Source organism: Paraburkholderia sp. BR10937 (assembly GCF_040965695.1).
Lineage (GTDB): Bacteria > Pseudomonadota > Gammaproteobacteria > Burkholderiales > Burkholderiaceae > Paraburkholderia.
This window is the reverse complement of the sequence record NZ_JBFRCL010000003.1, coordinates 196,372-210,697: the sequence shown is the minus strand read 5'-3', so window position 1 is coordinate 210,697 and position 14,326 is coordinate 196,372. Positions and strand designations below refer to the sequence as shown.

The window sequence follows — 14,326 nt, the reverse complement described above, 5'->3', positions numbered from 1 at the left end:
GATCCAGCAAGCCTCGGGGCGACTTGCTGCCTGCTTGCTGCCTGCTTGCTGCTTGCTTTCTGCCGGCGTTCTGCCCCCCCTTTGAGGCAGGCGCAAAGGGCCGAAAGGCCGGTATTGTAGCACCTTGGCATAAATCCCTATGGCAGCGGACCATGCGTTCTGCAAAGCGGCGCACGGGAAATCCCCGCGCGCCATGCGGCGCAGCATCGCACCCTTTTTCCACCAGCCTGCTGCTCCCTGCTCACCACGTTTCGCGCATCACCATCAGCCGCAGTTCGGTCATATCCTCGATCGCGTAGCGCACGCCCTCGCGCCCGAGGCCCGAGTCCTTGACGCCGCCGTACGGCATGTTATCGACACGAAATGACGGAATATCGTTGATCACCACGCCGCCCACGTCGAGCCCGTCCCACGCACGATGCGCGTTGGCGAGCGAATCGGTGAAGACGCCCGCCTGCAGGCCGAAATCGCTGTCGTTGACGATGTCGAGCGCCTGGCCGAAGTGGTCGAAACGCTCGAGGATCGCGACCGGCCCGAACGCCTCCTTGCGGTAGAGGTCGGTGTCGCGGCGCACGTCTTCGAGCAGCGTGGCCTCGAACATCGCGCCGTCCACCTTGCCGCCCGCGACGATCTTCGCCCCCGCGAGCACCGCGCTCTCCATCCAGCCCGCCAGACGCTTCGACTCGGACTCCGAGATCATCGGCCCGACGAAGGTTGTCTCGTCCTTCGGGTCGCCCATCTTGAGCGTCTTCACCTTGGCGATGAGCTTGTCGCGGAGCGCGTCGTAAATCGACGCGTGCACGAGAATGCGCTGAACGCCGATGCAGCTCTGCCCCGACTGGTAGTACGCGCCGAACGCCAGCCGGTCCACGACGTAGTCGAGCTTGCCGCCCTGATCGCTGTCGACGATGGCCGCCGCATTGCCGCCCAGTTCCAGCACCACCTTCTTCTTGCCGGCCTTCTTCTTGAGGTCCCAGCCCACCGCGGGCGAGCCCGTGAACGAGAGCAGCTTGAAGCGCTCGTCGGTGGTGAAGAGGTCGGCGCCGTCGCGGTGCGCGGGCAGGATCGAGAACGCGCCCTTGGGCAGGTCGGTTTCCGCCAGCACCTCGCCGATGATGAGCGCCCCCACCGGCGTGCGGCTCGCGGGCTTGAGCACGAACGGCACGCCCGCGGCGAGCGCCGGCGCGACCTTGTGAGCCGCCAGATTGAGCGGGAAATTGAATGGCGAGATGAACGAGCACGGCCCGATCGGCACGCGCTTCACGTAGCCGTGATAGCCCTTCGCGCGCGCCGATATCTCGAGATTCACGATCTCGCCGTCGATGCGCACGCTCTCTTCGGCGGCCACGCGGAACGTGTCGATCAGGCGCGTGGCCTCGCCGCGCGAATCGTTGATCGGCTTGCCCGCCTCGATGCACAGCGCCATCGCCAGCTCGTCGAAGCGCTCGCGAAAGCGCGCCACGCAATGATCGATCACGGCCTGGCGCTTGTACGGCGGGAACGCGCGCATGGCGGGCATGGCGGCCTCGGCCGCCGCGATGGCCTGGTCGATCGCCTTCGCATCGGCGAGCGCGACGCGCGTGGCGACATCGCCGCTGTATTTGTCGGTGACTTCGAGGTCGGTATTGGCGGCAACGGCCTCGTTGGCCAGATAGTACGGATAAGTCGGTTTGAGCATGACGGGTTCTCCGTAAGTGCGGCGTCAAAGCTGCGCGCTCAGGCGCTTGATGTCGCGGTTGAGCACGCGCTCGTTGTCCGAATAGTCGATGGGCACGTCGATCACATGCACGCCCGGCTGCGCGAGGCATTGCTCGACGAGCGGCTTGAGTTCGTCCGCCGAGCCCACACGGTGGCCATGCGCGCCGTAGCTCTGCGCATAGTCGACGAAATCGGGGTTCTGCAGCGTCATCCCGTAATCGGGGAAATTCATGTTTTCCTGCTTCCAGCGGATCATGCCGAACGCGTCGTCACGCAACAGCAGCACGACGAGATCGAGCTTCAGGCGCACCGCCGTCTCCAGTTCCTGCGAATTCATCATGAAGCCGCCGTCGCCGCAGACCGCCACGACCTTGCGCTGCGGATGCACGATCTTCGTGGCGATGGCCGAGGGCAGCCCCGCGCCCATCGAGGCGAGCGCGTTGTCGAGCAGGATCGAATTGGGCTCGCGTGCGCGGTAGTAGCGCGCGAACCAGATCTTGTACATGCCGTTGTCGAGGCACAGGATGCCGTCGTCCGGCATCGCGCCGTACACGTCGTGCACGAGCCGCACCGGGTACATGGGGAAGCGCTCGTCGTGCTGGCCTTTGGCGAGATGCGCCTCGAAATGGCGCTTGATCTCCTCGAAGCGCGCGAAGTCCCACGCGTGCTCGCGCGGCTTCAGGCTCTCCTTGAGCTGCCAGACGGCGTTGGCGATGTCGCCCACCACCTCGATCTGCGGGAAATACACGGGGTCGACTTCCGCGCCGAGAAAATTCACGTGGATGACGGTTTTCTCTTCCGCGCTGCGCATGAAGAACGGTGGCTTTTCGATCACGTCGTGGCCGACGTTGATGATGCAGTCGGCGTGCTCGATCGCGCGATGCACGAAGTCGCCGTCCGACAACGTGGCATTGCCGAGCCAGAGCGGATGCGACTCGTCGATCACGCCCTTGCCCATCTGCGTGGTGAAGAACGGGATGCCGGTCTCGTCGACGAATTCACGCAGCACGTTGCGCGTGGTCTTGCGATTGCCCCCCGCGCCGATCATCAGCAGCGGATGGCGCGCCTTGCAGATCGCCGCCACCGCGTGCGCGACGGCCTTTTCCTCGGCCACGGGACGACGGCTGAAGCTCTTGGGAATGGGCTTGCCGTCGCCCTCTTCGTCGGCCACGTCTTCGGGCAGCTCGAGATGCACGGCGCCGGGCCGCTCCTGCTCGGCCTGGCGAAACGCCTCGCGCACGAGCGCCGGAATGTTGCCGATGGAAACGATCTGACGCGCGTACTTGGTGAGCGGCTCCATCATGCGCACGACGTCGACGATCTGGAAGTGGCCCTGCTTGCTCGACTTGATGGGCTTCTGGCCCGTGACCATCAGCATGGGCATGCCGCCCAGCTGCGCATAGGCCGCGGCGGTCACGAAGTTGGTGGCGCCGGGCCCGAGCGTGGCCAGACACACGCCGGTACGGCCCGTCAGCCGTCCGTAAGTGGCGGCCATGAAGCCCGCGGCCTGCTCGTGGCGCGTGACGATCAGACGAATCTTCGAGCGCCGCAGCGATTCGAGCAGATCGAGGTTCTCTTCCCCTGGAATACCGAACACATAATCGACGCCTTCTGCTTCGAGCGCCTTCACGAACAGATCCGATGCTTTCATCGACCACCTCGCTGGCAAGAGCGCGGCCGGCGGCGCGGGCGGCAGCCGGCCTTCGCGAACAGGCCGTCAGGTTACTCCCGCGAGGCGGAATGCGTCGTGAAGCGTGCGTTCGGCGCTAGCGCATGATCGTCGCGCAGCCCGAGAGCACCGGCTTCGGACTCGCGTCGGACGTGACGTCGTAGAGATCGGCGCCGGGACCCTTGGTCCACCACGTGTAGCGGTCGGCGACGTACTTCACGCCCGAAGCCGCGATCACGCCGACGAACAGGAGCTTGCGGCCTGCCACGGGCACGAGCGCGAAGCTCTGGCCGTTGGCCGCGTTCAGATAGGTGACCTTGAAGGTCTTGCTGTTGGCGCAGGTGTAGCTGAACGTGTGGCGCGACTGCACCTGGATGTCACGCACTTCGAGCGGGGCTGCCGCATTTGCCGCGCTCGCCGCGCCCACGTGCAGCGCGGCCGCGAGACCGCACGCCACCGCCAGCCGGATTGCACCGCTTCGAGCATCGATCATTGTGTTCTCCGTGGGTTGCGTTGGCGTCGCGTCGGCCCGCGCCGCACGCTCACCATGCGGCGTCGCCCGGCACCGGACGCACCGCCGCGGCCGCTTCGCGGGCGCGCGAGCGGGCCTCGTCGGTGTCGGCGCCGGTGGCGAGCGCGACGCCCATGCGGCGCTTCACGAAACTCTCGGGCTTGCCGAACAGGCGCAGATCCGCGCCCGGCACGGCCAGCGCTTGCGCAACGCCTTCGAATGCGATGCCGCGCGCGTCCATACCGCCGTAGATCACGGCCGAGGCGCCCGGACCGCGCGCCGTCGTATCGACGGGCAGGCCGAGAATCGCGCGCGCATGCAGTTCGAACTCGGAGAAGCGCTGCGACGCGAGCGTGACGAGCCCCGTGTCGTGCGGGCGCGGGCTCACTTCCGAGAACCACACCTCGTCGCCGCGCACGAACAGCTCGACGCCGAAGAGACCGCGCCCGCCCAGCGCCTCGGTCACCTTGTGCGAGATTTCGCGCGAGCGTTCGAGCGCCTTCGCGCTCATCGGCTGCGGCTGCCACGATTCGACGTAGTCGCCGTCCACCTGGAGGTGGCCGATCGGATCGCAGAAATACGTTTGCACCTGGCCGCTGGTCGGGTCGATGGCGCGCACGGTGAGCTGCGTGATTTCATAGTCGAAGTTGATGAAGCCCTCGACGATCACCCGACCGCGGTTCACGCGGCCGCCCGCGAGCGCATATTCCCAGGCACGCTCGACGTCGGCGTCGCTGCGCACGACCGACTGCCCCTTGCCCGACGACGACATCACCGGCTTCACCACGCAGGGATAGCCGACCTTGGCGACGCCCGCCTTCAGCTCGTCGAGCGAATCGGCGAACGCGTAAGGCGAGGTGGCGAGGCCGAGTTCCTCGGCGGCGAGACGGCGGATGCCCTCGCGGTTCATCGTGAGTTGCGCGGCGCGCGCGGTGGGGATCACCTCGGCGACACCCTCGGCCTCGACGGCGGCGAGCGCGTCGGTGGCGATCGCTTCGATTTCGGGCACGACGAGATGCGGGCGTTCGGCGTCGATGAGCGCGCGCAGCGCCTTGGGATCGGCCATGTCGATCACGTGCGCGCGATGCGCGACCTGGTGGCCGGGCGCGTTTTCGTAACGATCGACGGCGATCACCTCAACGCCGAGACGTTGCAGCGCGATGATCACTTCCTTGCCAAGCTCGCCCGCGCCGAGCAGCATGACACGGGTGGCGGAAGCGGAAAGCGGCGTGCCGATGCGGGGGCGGGTTTGCATGATGTCTCCAGAATGGCGGTATGGCGCAAATGCGTAAGAGCGCCGATGTTAACACGCGGCCCTGTCGCGGAGCGGCGCTTTGGCGCGTCGGCGGCCGCCCGCTTCCAGCACGGCGCACGCACGTTTGCGCTCGCATGCTGCAGCGCGGTGCGTTACGCTTACGCCTTCGTCGATTACGAGGAACGATGCGATGCCTATTAGCCAGACGCCGAGCGAGAGCCCGCGCATGAATATGCGCCCGCGCCTGCGCCCTGCCCGAGGCGAATTCGCGCGAAAGCTGGCCTCGCGCACGGCGATGCTCGCTGCGGCCCTGCTGGTGTGCGCGTGCAAGCTGCCCGTGCACACGGACGCCTCCGCGCCGCTGCCCGATCCGTTCAACCCCGCCACGACGCAACTGCTCGACAACACGCACTGGCAGCTCGTGGAATGGAAGCGCGCCGACGGCACGATGCGCGCCCTGCCGGGGCGCAACGCCGATGCCGGCAACGCCGAAAACCCCGACGCTCGCCCCATTACGCTCGACCTCTCGACCGAGAGCGGCCAGCGCCGCGCAAGCGGCTTTTCGGGCTGCAACCGTTATTTCGGCGCCTACAGGCTCAAGAACGGCCTGCTCTCGTTCAGCCAGCTCGGCGGCACGCGCATGGCGTGCATCGGCGCGGGCGGCGATATCGAGGGCGCGTATCTGGAAGCGCTCTCGCATATCGCGCGCTCGGGCGTGCAGATGCGCCATCCGCAATCGCTCTTTCTCGTGCTCGAAAACGGCGACCGCCTGACGTTCGCCGAGCAGGGCGCCGAGCCAGGCACGGGCCCGGCCGCGACGCCCGGCGCCGCCTCCGACGCCAAACCGGCGCAGTGAACGCTGCGCGCATGAGCCGCCGCGCCCTTACCCGGCGCGGCGCTTTTTTTGTTGCGCGCGAACCAAAGCGGCGCGCGCAGGGTCTCTGGCGTGTCGGCCTCGCAACGCCCGCCGTACCGCGCGCAACACCACCCTCATGTGGATGGCGGCGCGCAGGGGCCGAGCGGTTACACTCCACACGTCGCACACCTTCTCTACGTACATCTTTGGCATGCACACGGTAGTTCCTGGCTGGTTCGGCGTTTCGGCCGTCTGGTTCATCCCTCTGATCTGGCGTCTCGTCAAGTCCGTGCTGCCGGGCGGCGCGGGCCTGCGCGGCCCGGGCACAATCCGGCTCTGGCTCGGCTTCGTCGGCGTGCTCGTGGCGAGCTGCGCGCTCGAGGCGACGCTCATCGACATCGCCGGTTTCAACGCGCTCGGCCACGCGCTTGCGGGCGGGCTCGGCAAGCTCATCGGCCACGTGGCCGCGCCGCTCGCGATGACGGCGCTCCTCCTCGTGAGCTTGCCGTGGCTGCTCGACTTCCATTGGCGCGAATTCCTCGCGTGGGCCGACATCTCGCTCGGGCTCGGCCTGAACATCCGCGCCGCGCGCGACACCGAAGACAGCCCGCGCCGCGAACGCCGCAGCCGCCGCGCCGCGGCCGAAGAAGGACTGCCCGCGCATAGCGCCGCCACCTTCAATCCGCCGATACCCGGCGACGGCGCGCGACGCAAACGGCCGACGATCTGGCGCCCGCCGGCGCGCGACGTGCGCGAGGGTCGCGACAACCTGCGCGCAGCCGGCGCGATGGCCACGGGATTCGGCGCGGCGTCGGCCGCCGCCACCGCACAGGACGCGTTTGCGGATGCGGGTTCGTGGCGTGCCGAACCGGGCTTCCGTGGTGCCGCCGATCCTTCCGCAGCATGGGCGCGCACCGAACCGACCGCGGCCGCCGACTGGCTGCGCGGCACGCGTGCGCCGGTGCCAACGCCGCCTGCGGGTGCGTCGCGAGCCCCGATGGAGCCGCCGCGCGCGCCGTTGCCGCCGGCCGCGCCGCTCGGCGAAACGCGCCGCCAGCCGGTGCGCGGTGCGAGCGCCGTGCAGGACGTGGCGCCTGCGCATGGGGTCCAGGGCGTCCCCGCGCAACCCAATGCGCCGTGGCGGGCGGAAACGGCTCACACGCGACCGGCCATGGCCGCCGCGATGACGGGCGCGGGTGCGCGCGCAGCTTCGGCGGCGGCGGTGCATGGCGCGCCGCTCGCGGCCGGTGCCGCCGCGGCCGCGGCCGCCGCGCGTAGTGCCGCGTTCGGCACGACACCGGCGCCGCTCGATCCGCTGACTTCGCCGTTCGCGCAACCCGTCATGCCGCGCCGCACGGCGCCGCCGCCCGCGGCGGGTAGCACGGCCGCGCGCGCCGCGGCCGCCGCGCCGCCGCGCGTCGCGAAGCCGCCGAAACCGTACGTCTGGCAGGGGCAACCCGCGCGCGTGAACCCTCGCCCGCCCATGAGTGCGCCGCGCACGGCGCCGTTCGGCTCGCATCCGGCAGAAACGCCGCCCGCAACGCCGGCCTACTCACGCCCCGCGCCCACCAGCACGCCGCAGGCGGAGGCGCCGCTCTCGACGAGCGTGCTCGAAACGTTGCGCTCGATCGAAGAGAACGCCGCGCGCTGGACCACGCTCGCCGGCGCGAGCCTCGCACGCCGCACCCTGGACGAAGCGGGTGCGCTCACGGGCGAGGAACAGACGCACGCGCAATTCCCGAGCGCATCGCCGGACATCGCGACGGCGGCGCTCCCGGTGATGCCGTCGGCCGGGTCGCTGGACGCGACGTCCGCTCCGGTCACGCAGCCGGACGGCGATTACGGTTCGCCAATCCCGGGGGTGCAGTCGTTCGTGGAAACGCACGCCTCGGCGCAACCGGGCGACACGACGCCAGGCGCGACGTCCGCTGCCCCCTACCCTGCCGCGGCTCAGAACCCGGCATCGTTCGAGCCGAATCCGGTCAGCGCCGGCCATACGGCTGCGCCGACTGCCTGGCAACCGATGGCTGCGTACGTGGAAGAAGCCGCGCAAGGCGCCTCGAGCGAGGCAACGCATGTCGAGCCGGTGCAAGCTGCGGCGGAAGAAGCCGCAACGCCCTCGGCGTGGCCAACGCTCGATCACGGCATGCCGTGGATCCTGCTCGACGACGAACCGTCCACCGCCCCCGCCGAGACGCACGCCGCCGAACCGTTCTTCACGTTCAGCCCGTCGACGGTGCAGGAGCAGGTGCCTGCGCCCGCAGAGGTTTCTCCCGTTGTGGCACCGGCGCCAGTGCCAGTGCCCGCAGCGACGCAAACGCCGGTCGCGGCAAGCGCGCAGGCCGAGCAACCCGCTCCGGCCGAATCGCACGATGCGCACGATGCGCACGAAGCACACGACCCGCTCGACACAGCGGCCGCGTCGAACATCGTGCACTTCCCCCGCTTCGCACGCGACGCGCAACCCGACACCGCCGCGACGCCTGCCCATGTCGCGCCCGCGCCTGCACATGCGGCTCCCGAGACGCCGTTCGACACAACGCCTTCGCAATTGGCGGAGCAGAAGGCGGGCGAGTCTTTCGCGCCCGTCGCGCGTAGCGAATCCGCCGGCGTCGATGCTTACCCCGCGTCGATGGATGAAGCGCAAGGCGTTGCGAGCGAAGCCGCCGAGGCGTTGCCGGCACCTGGCGCGCCGCCGACCCAGACAACGGCTTTTGACGCGACGCCCCTGCCCGCAGTGCAAGCGCCCGCACACACAGCAACTCCGCCATGGGTTGCCGAATCGCAGCCGGAAAGCCGTCCTGCAGTTGCCGAGGCCACGCTCACGCCGACTCCGTCGCAGCCCGCGACGCCGGTTGCCATACCGATCGCAACGCCCTACCCCGCCATCGCGACCGATCCCGGCGCCGCGAGCCCCGACTTCGAGTCCGCATCCGAAGCACCCGAAGCCATCGAAGCACCCGAACGGGTCGAAGCCCCCGAGCCCGCAGTCCAGCGCGCTCCCGTGCGCGGCCACGCGCCCACGTCCTTCGCGTTCGAGCCGCTCAGCGCATCGGCGGTGGAACTGCCGGGCCTCGATCTGCTCGAACGCGCATCGTCCGAGATCGAGCCTGTTTCCGAGCAGAAGCTCGCCGAGACGAGCCAGCTCATCGAGCAGCGTCTCCAGGAGTTCAAGGTCCCCGTGACGGTGGTCGGCGCCTCGGCGGGCCCGGTCATCACGCGCTTCGAAGTGGAACCCGCGCTCGGCGTGCGCGGCAGCCAGATCGTCGGCCTCATGAAGGATCTCTCGCGCGGCCTCGGCCTCACGTCGATCCGCGTGGTCGAGACGATCCCCGGCAAGACCTGCATGGGCCTGGAACTGCCGAATGCGCGCCGCCAGATGATCCGCCTCTCGGAGATCCTCGAATCGGCGCCCTACCATCGCTCGCAGTCGAAGCTCACGATCGCGATGGGCAAGGACATCGTCGGCCATCCGATCGTCACCGATCTCGCCAAGGCGCCGCACATGCTCGTGGCGGGCACGACCGGTTCGGGCAAGTCGGTCGCGATCAACGCGATGATCCTCTCGCTCCTCTACAAGGCGACGCCCGAGGACGTGCGGCTCATCATGATCGACCCGAAGATGCTCGAATTGTCCGTCTACGAAGGCATTCCGCATCTGCTCGCGCCGGTCGTGACCGACATGAAGCTCGCCGCCAACGCGCTCAACTGGTGTGTGGGCGAGATGGAGAAGCGCTACCGGCTGATGTCGGCAGTGGGCGTGCGCAATCTCGCGGGCTTCAACCAGAAGATCCGCGACGCCGAAGCGCACGAAAAGAAGATCGGCAACCCGTTCTCGCTCACGCCGGAAGCCCCCGAGCCGCTCTCGCCGCTGCCGATGATCGTGGTCGTGATCGACGAACTCGCCGACCTCATGATGGTTGCGGGCAAGAAGATCGAAGAATTGATCGCGCGTCTCGCACAAAAGGCACGCGCCGCCGGCATTCACCTGATTCTCGCGACCCAGCGTCCTTCGGTGGACGTCATCACCGGTCTCATCAAGGCGAATATTCCGACGCGGGTGGCGTTCCAGGTGTCGTCGAAGATCGACTCGCGCACGATTCTCGACCAGATGGGCGCCGAGTCGCTGCTCGGCCAGGGCGACATGCTGTTCCTGCCACCGGGCACGGGCTACCCGCAGCGCGTGCACGGCGCGTTCGTCGCCGACGAGGAAGTGCACGCCGTGGTGGAGTATCTGAAGCAGTTCGGCGAGCCCGAGTACGTCGAAGGCATTCTCGACGGGCCGGCTGCCGAAGGCGCACCGCAGGACCTGTTCGGCGACTCGCCCGACGCCGAAGCCGACCCGCTCTACGACGAGGCCGTCGCGTTCGTCGTGCGCACGCGGCGCGCGTCGATCTCGTCGGTGCAGCGGCAACTGCGCATCGGCTACAACCGCGCCGCGCGTCTGGTCGAACAGATGGAAACGGCGGGACTCGTTTCGCCGATGGGCATCAACGGCAGCCGCGAAGTGCTCGTGCCCGGCGGCGCCCAGGGCGAGTAAGGAAGAAGGCGCGCCGCGCGCCTTCTCTCGTCATCTCGAGACGCTATTGCTCGACTATTGCGCAACGAACTTGAAATCGACCGGCGAGCCGATCTCGATGCGCTTCGGGTCCGGCTCGAGCAGACCCGTCTGCTGATCGCGGCGGAACACGTAGGCGGTATCGCTGTTCTGGTTGCCGACGATCAGCCACTGCCCGGTCGGATCGATCGCGAACTCGCGCGGCGACTTGCCGAGGCTCGACTGGCGCCCCACGCGCCGGAGCTTGCCGCTGTCGCCATCGACGGCAAAGATCGAGATGTCGTTGGCGTCGCCGCGATTGGAAACGTAGAGGAACTTGCCGTCCGGCGACAGATGGAGCGCTGCCGCGCCCTGGGTTCCCTTGAAGCCCGGCTCCGCGAGCTTCTCCACTTGTTCCAGCTTCATGTGGCCATCGTGATACGCAAACACCGTCACGGTGGCGGCCAGTTCGCTCGTGAGATACGCGTGACGCCCGTCATTGCCGAAGATCAGGTGACGCGGACCACTGCCTGACTTCACATCGGTATAACGCCACTCGGTGGGGCTCACGAGGCCGCGGCTGCCGTCCGGCGTATAGAGATAGGTCCAGAGCTTGTCGGTGCCGAGATCCTGGGTGAAGAGATAGTGCCCGTCCGGCGAAAACACCGTCGAGTGCACGTGCGCGTTGTCCTGACGTCCCTTCACGGGGCCGCCGCCCTCGTGGTGCACGGTGAGCACGGCCTCGCCCAGCTTGCCGTCCTGCTGCACGGGCAGGACTGCGAAGCTGCCGCCCGGGTCGGCCGCAACCGAGTAGTTCGCCACGAAGAGATAGCGCCCGTCCGGCGAGAGGCTCAGATAGCACGGATCGTTGCCCTGCGCGGACACCTTGTTGAGAAACGTGAGCTGACCGCTTGCGGCATCGAAGCCGAATGCGCTCACGTCGCCGCGCAGGCTGGCGGGACCGTTGTCGCCCGGCAGCTCGTTCACCGCATAGACGAAGCGGTTGTCCTTGCTCACCACGAGAAACGACGGGTTCACCGTCTTCGCCACGCCGACCGGCTGCATGTCGCCCGTCTGCGTATCGAAGTGGTAGACGTAGAGGCCCTCGCTCTTGCCGCCCGTATAGGTGCCGACGATCAGGTTGTAGACGCCGCCCGCGGGCGCGGTCGTGGAAGCGGATTGCGCGAACGCGTGCGTCGCGGCGACGGAAGCCATAATGACAACACCTTTGACGAGCTGGGTGAGGAGATGCGCGGGTCGGCGCTCAGTCCGGCGCGACCGGGAAAGGCTACCTGAATCGGCGGATGAGCGGGAGGGCTTGGGCACGGCGTTTGCGGCGGCACGGCGAAGGAACATGTCGACCTCCTTTTTCTTGTCGATCCAGGGGAGCGGGTCGGCCCTCGTCGCCATACCGACCGTATGCGTCCCGCTTTCGTCTGATAACTGGGACACCGGCCCAGTATAGGAGAGGTCGCGAGCGCCCGCCCCGCAAGCGCGCAGCGACGAGTCCAGACCAAAGTCGAAGCAACAACAAGCAACCAGGGCATCAACGCAAAGGTTCGAAACCCGCCGCCACCAGGGAGCCGTCATGAACATTCACGTCGCCATCGGGCCGCTCGTCGCGCTCATCGCAGGCATTCTGATTCTTGCCGTGCCGCGTCTGCTCAATTACATCGTCGCGCTGTATCTGATCATCATCGGGGTCATTGGGCTGTTCGGCGTGGGCGGGCATCTGTGACCCGCTCAGGTCACGCCCGGCGGCGTTTGTTGACGCAGGCGAGATGAGTAGTTGCGCGTGCTGCTGCGCAAAACGCATTGCGCAGGCGGCCCCGCTGCCACTACTCTTGTGCGTGCATGCCGCACCGCTGCGGCAAGCGGCTTTCGTTTTCGAGCAACGCTGTCAATCTGCTTACTATGCCCGCACCCATTGAAGACTACGCATTGATCGGCGACGGCCACACGGCCGCGCTCGTTTCCCGCGCCGGATCCATCGACTGGCTCTGCTGGCCGCGCTTCGACTCCGGCGCCTGCTTCGCCGCCCTCCTCGGCACGGAGGAGAACGGCCGCTGGCTCATCGCGCCCGCGCAGCCCGAAGATGGCGCGAAAGTCGAGATCAAGACCACGCGCCGCTATCGCGGCGACACGCTGATCCTCGAAACCGACTTCGAAACGCCCGAAGGCGCGGTGACGCTCATCGACTTCATGCCGCCCGGCAACGGCTGGTCCGAACTCGTGCGCATCGTGGTAGGCCGGCGCGGCACCGTGCGCATGGAAAGCCAGCTCGTGCTGCGCTTCGACTACGGCTTTTCGGTGCCGTGGGTGAGCCGCCTCACCTACGAGAGCGGCATCAAGGCCACGGTGGGCCCCGACACGGTCGTGCTGCGCACGCCCGTGGACCTCCAGGGCGAGAACATGCACACGGTGGCGCAATTCGACCTGAAGGAAGGCGAGCGCGTGCCGTTCTCGCTTTCGTATGCGGCCTCGCACCTGCGACTGCCGCCGCCGCGCGACCCGTTCACGGCGCTTGCGCGCACGGAGAACTTCTGGACCGAATGGGCCTCGCGCAGCACCGTGGAAGGCCGCTGGGCCGAACCCATCCGCCGCTCGCTCATCACGCTCAAGGCGCTGGCCTACGAGCCCACCGGCGGGATCGTCGCGGCACCCACCACGTCGCTGCCCGAGCAGCTGGGCGGCACGCGCAACTGGGACTACCGCTACTGCTGGCTGCGCGACGCGACCATCACGCTGCTCGCGATGATGCGCGGCGGCTACTACGACGAAGCCCGCGCCTGGCGCGCGTGGCTGGGCCGTGTGATGGCGGGCTCGCCCTCGCAGCTGCAGATCATGTACGGGCTCGCCGGCGAGCGCCGTCTGCCCGAATTCGAACTCGACTGGCTGCCCGGCTACGAAGGCGCGAAACCGGTGCGCGTGGGCAACAACGCGGTCGGCCAGCTGCAGCTCGACGTGTACGGCGAAGTGATGAACGCGCTGCACCTCGCGCGCGTGGGCGGCCTGCAGGCCGACGACACCGCATGGTCGATCCAGTGCGCGATGCTCGAGCACCTGGAAACGATCTGGACCAAGCCCGATGAGGGCATCTGGGAAACGCGCGGCGGCCGCCAGCATTTCACCTTCTCTAAGGTGATGGCGTGGGTCGCCTTCGACCGCGCCATCAAGTCGGCGGAAAAATTCGAGCTGCCCGGGCCGCTCGATCACTGGCGCGAACTGCGCTCGACGATCCACGCGACCATTTGCGAGCGCAGCTTCAACGAGAATCTGAATTCCTTTACGCAGATCTACGGCGGCACCGATCTCGACGCGAGCCTGCTTCTCATGCCGCTGGTCGGCTTCCTGCCCGCGGCAGATCCCCGCATCGCCGGCACGGTCGCGGCGATCGAGCGCGATCTCATGTGTGAAGGTTTTGTGATGCGTTACCGCACCACCGAATTCAACGATGGACTGCCGCCGGGGGAAGGCACCTTCCTTGCGTGCAGCTTCTGGATGGTCGACAACCTGGCCCTGCAAGGCCGCATGGACGACGCACGCCGCATGTACGAGCGCCTGCTTTCGCTCGCCAACGACGTGGGATTGCTCGCCGAGGAATATGACCCCATTGCGGGGCGTCTGGTCGGCAACTTCCCGCAGGCGTTCTCGCATGTGGCGCTCGTGCATACGGGCCTGAACCTCATGCGGCACGAACAGGAAATGGCGAAGGAGACGGGGCACCCCGCGGTCGGCGGGGCGTCGGCTGAGCCAGCTGTTGTATCCGCATCGTGAATGTTCGAAAGCGCCTGGACGTT

Annotated in this window: 10 protein-coding genes; 5 read left to right on the top strand and 5 right to left on the bottom strand. The window is 67.8% G+C overall.

Annotated elements, in window-relative coordinates; genetic code table 11:
* Window positions 1–241: 241 nt before the first annotated feature.
* The 4 genes from AB4Y44_RS04400 to purT form a co-directional block, all read right to left on the bottom strand.
* The gene (locus AB4Y44_RS04400) at window positions 242–1,678 is read right to left on the bottom strand and encodes an aldehyde dehydrogenase family protein (protein WP_368698802.1); all 1,437 of its coding nucleotides are present in this window, start codon (window positions 1,676–1,678) and stop codon (window positions 242–244) included.
* Window positions 1,679–1,702: 24 nt separating this feature from the next.
* On the bottom strand, window positions 1,703–3,349 hold the full coding sequence (locus AB4Y44_RS04395) for an acetolactate synthase large subunit (protein ID WP_342921000.1): 1,647 nt from the start codon (window positions 3,347–3,349) through the stop codon (window positions 1,703–1,705).
* A 115-nt stretch (window positions 3,350–3,464) separates the two neighbouring features.
* Window positions 3,465–3,860, bottom strand: a complete 396-nt coding sequence (locus AB4Y44_RS04390; RefSeq protein WP_342920999.1) for an MliC family protein — start codon at window positions 3,858–3,860, stop codon at window positions 3,465–3,467.
* A 49-nt stretch (window positions 3,861–3,909) separates the two neighbouring features.
* Entirely contained in the window at window positions 3,910–5,133 is a 1,224-nt protein-coding gene (gene purT, locus AB4Y44_RS04385) for a formate-dependent phosphoribosylglycinamide formyltransferase (protein ID WP_368698801.1), read from the bottom strand.
* Between the two features lie 45 nt (window positions 5,134–5,178).
* Here purT and AB4Y44_RS04380 point away from each other — a divergent pair, with 45 nt between their 5' ends.
* From AB4Y44_RS04380 to AB4Y44_RS04370, 3 genes are all read left to right on the top strand, one after another.
* On the top strand, window positions 5,179–5,334 hold the full coding sequence (locus AB4Y44_RS04380) for a hypothetical protein (RefSeq protein ID WP_342920997.1): 156 nt from the start codon (window positions 5,179–5,181) through the stop codon (window positions 5,332–5,334).
* A gap of 31 nt (window positions 5,335–5,365) precedes the next feature.
* Complete coding sequence (locus AB4Y44_RS04375) at window positions 5,366–5,989, top strand: META domain-containing protein (RefSeq protein ID WP_368698825.1); 624 nt, start codon at window positions 5,366–5,368, stop codon at window positions 5,987–5,989.
* A gap of 211 nt (window positions 5,990–6,200) precedes the next feature.
* Entirely contained in the window at window positions 6,201–10,529 is a 4,329-nt protein-coding gene (locus tag AB4Y44_RS04370) for a DNA translocase FtsK (protein ID WP_368698800.1), read from the top strand.
* A gap of 54 nt (window positions 10,530–10,583) precedes the next feature.
* Here the strand turns inward: AB4Y44_RS04370 and AB4Y44_RS04365 are convergent, their stop codons facing one another.
* Window positions 10,584–11,741: a lactonase family protein gene (locus tag AB4Y44_RS04365; RefSeq protein WP_342920995.1), complete on the bottom strand. Its 1,158-nt coding sequence runs from the start codon at window positions 11,739–11,741 to the stop codon at window positions 10,584–10,586.
* A 373-nt stretch (window positions 11,742–12,114) separates the two neighbouring features.
* On the opposite strand from AB4Y44_RS04365, the gene AB4Y44_RS04360 reads away from it, so the two are divergent.
* Together AB4Y44_RS04360 and AB4Y44_RS04355 are read left to right on the top strand one after the other, a co-directional pair.
* Window positions 12,115–12,264 (top strand): DUF3096 domain-containing protein, encoded by a 150-nt coding sequence (locus AB4Y44_RS04360; protein WP_081771773.1) that lies wholly within the window; start codon window positions 12,115–12,117, stop codon window positions 12,262–12,264.
* A 176-nt stretch (window positions 12,265–12,440) separates the two neighbouring features.
* A complete protein-coding gene (locus AB4Y44_RS04355) occupies window positions 12,441–14,303 on the top strand; it encodes a glycoside hydrolase family 15 protein (RefSeq protein ID WP_368698799.1) in 1,863 nt (620 codons plus the stop codon).
* The last annotated feature ends 23 nt before the right edge of the window (window positions 14,304–14,326 follow it).

Excerpts from the sequence above, each read along its gene's own strand:
- AB4Y44_RS04370 (WP_368698800.1), top strand. The coding sequence starts at position 6,201 with ATGCACACGGTAGTTCCTGGCTGGTTCGGCGTTTCGGCCGTCTGGTTC.
- AB4Y44_RS04390 (WP_342920999.1), bottom strand. The coding sequence starts at position 3,860 with ATGATCGATGCTCGAAGCGGTGCAATCCGGCTGGCGGTGGCGTGCGGT.
- AB4Y44_RS04360 (WP_081771773.1), top strand. The coding sequence starts at position 12,115 with ATGAACATTCACGTCGCCATCGGGCCGCTCGTCGCGCTCATCGCAGGC.
- purT (WP_368698801.1), bottom strand. The coding sequence starts at position 5,133 with ATGCAAACCCGCCCCCGCATCGGCACGCCGCTTTCCGCTTCCGCCACC.
- AB4Y44_RS04365 (WP_342920995.1), bottom strand. The coding sequence starts at position 11,741 with ATGGCTTCCGTCGCCGCGACGCACGCGTTCGCGCAATCCGCTTCCACG.
- AB4Y44_RS04395 (WP_342921000.1), bottom strand. The coding sequence starts at position 3,349 with ATGAAAGCATCGGATCTGTTCGTGAAGGCGCTCGAAGCAGAAGGCGTC.
- AB4Y44_RS04380 (WP_342920997.1), top strand. The coding sequence starts at position 5,179 with ATGTTAACACGCGGCCCTGTCGCGGAGCGGCGCTTTGGCGCGTCGGCG.
- AB4Y44_RS04375 (WP_368698825.1), top strand. The coding sequence starts at position 5,366 with ATGCGCCCGCGCCTGCGCCCTGCCCGAGGCGAATTCGCGCGAAAGCTG.
- AB4Y44_RS04355 (WP_368698799.1), top strand. The coding sequence starts at position 12,441 with ATGCCCGCACCCATTGAAGACTACGCATTGATCGGCGACGGCCACACG.
- AB4Y44_RS04400 (WP_368698802.1), bottom strand. The coding sequence starts at position 1,678 with ATGCTCAAACCGACTTATCCGTACTATCTGGCCAACGAGGCCGTTGCC.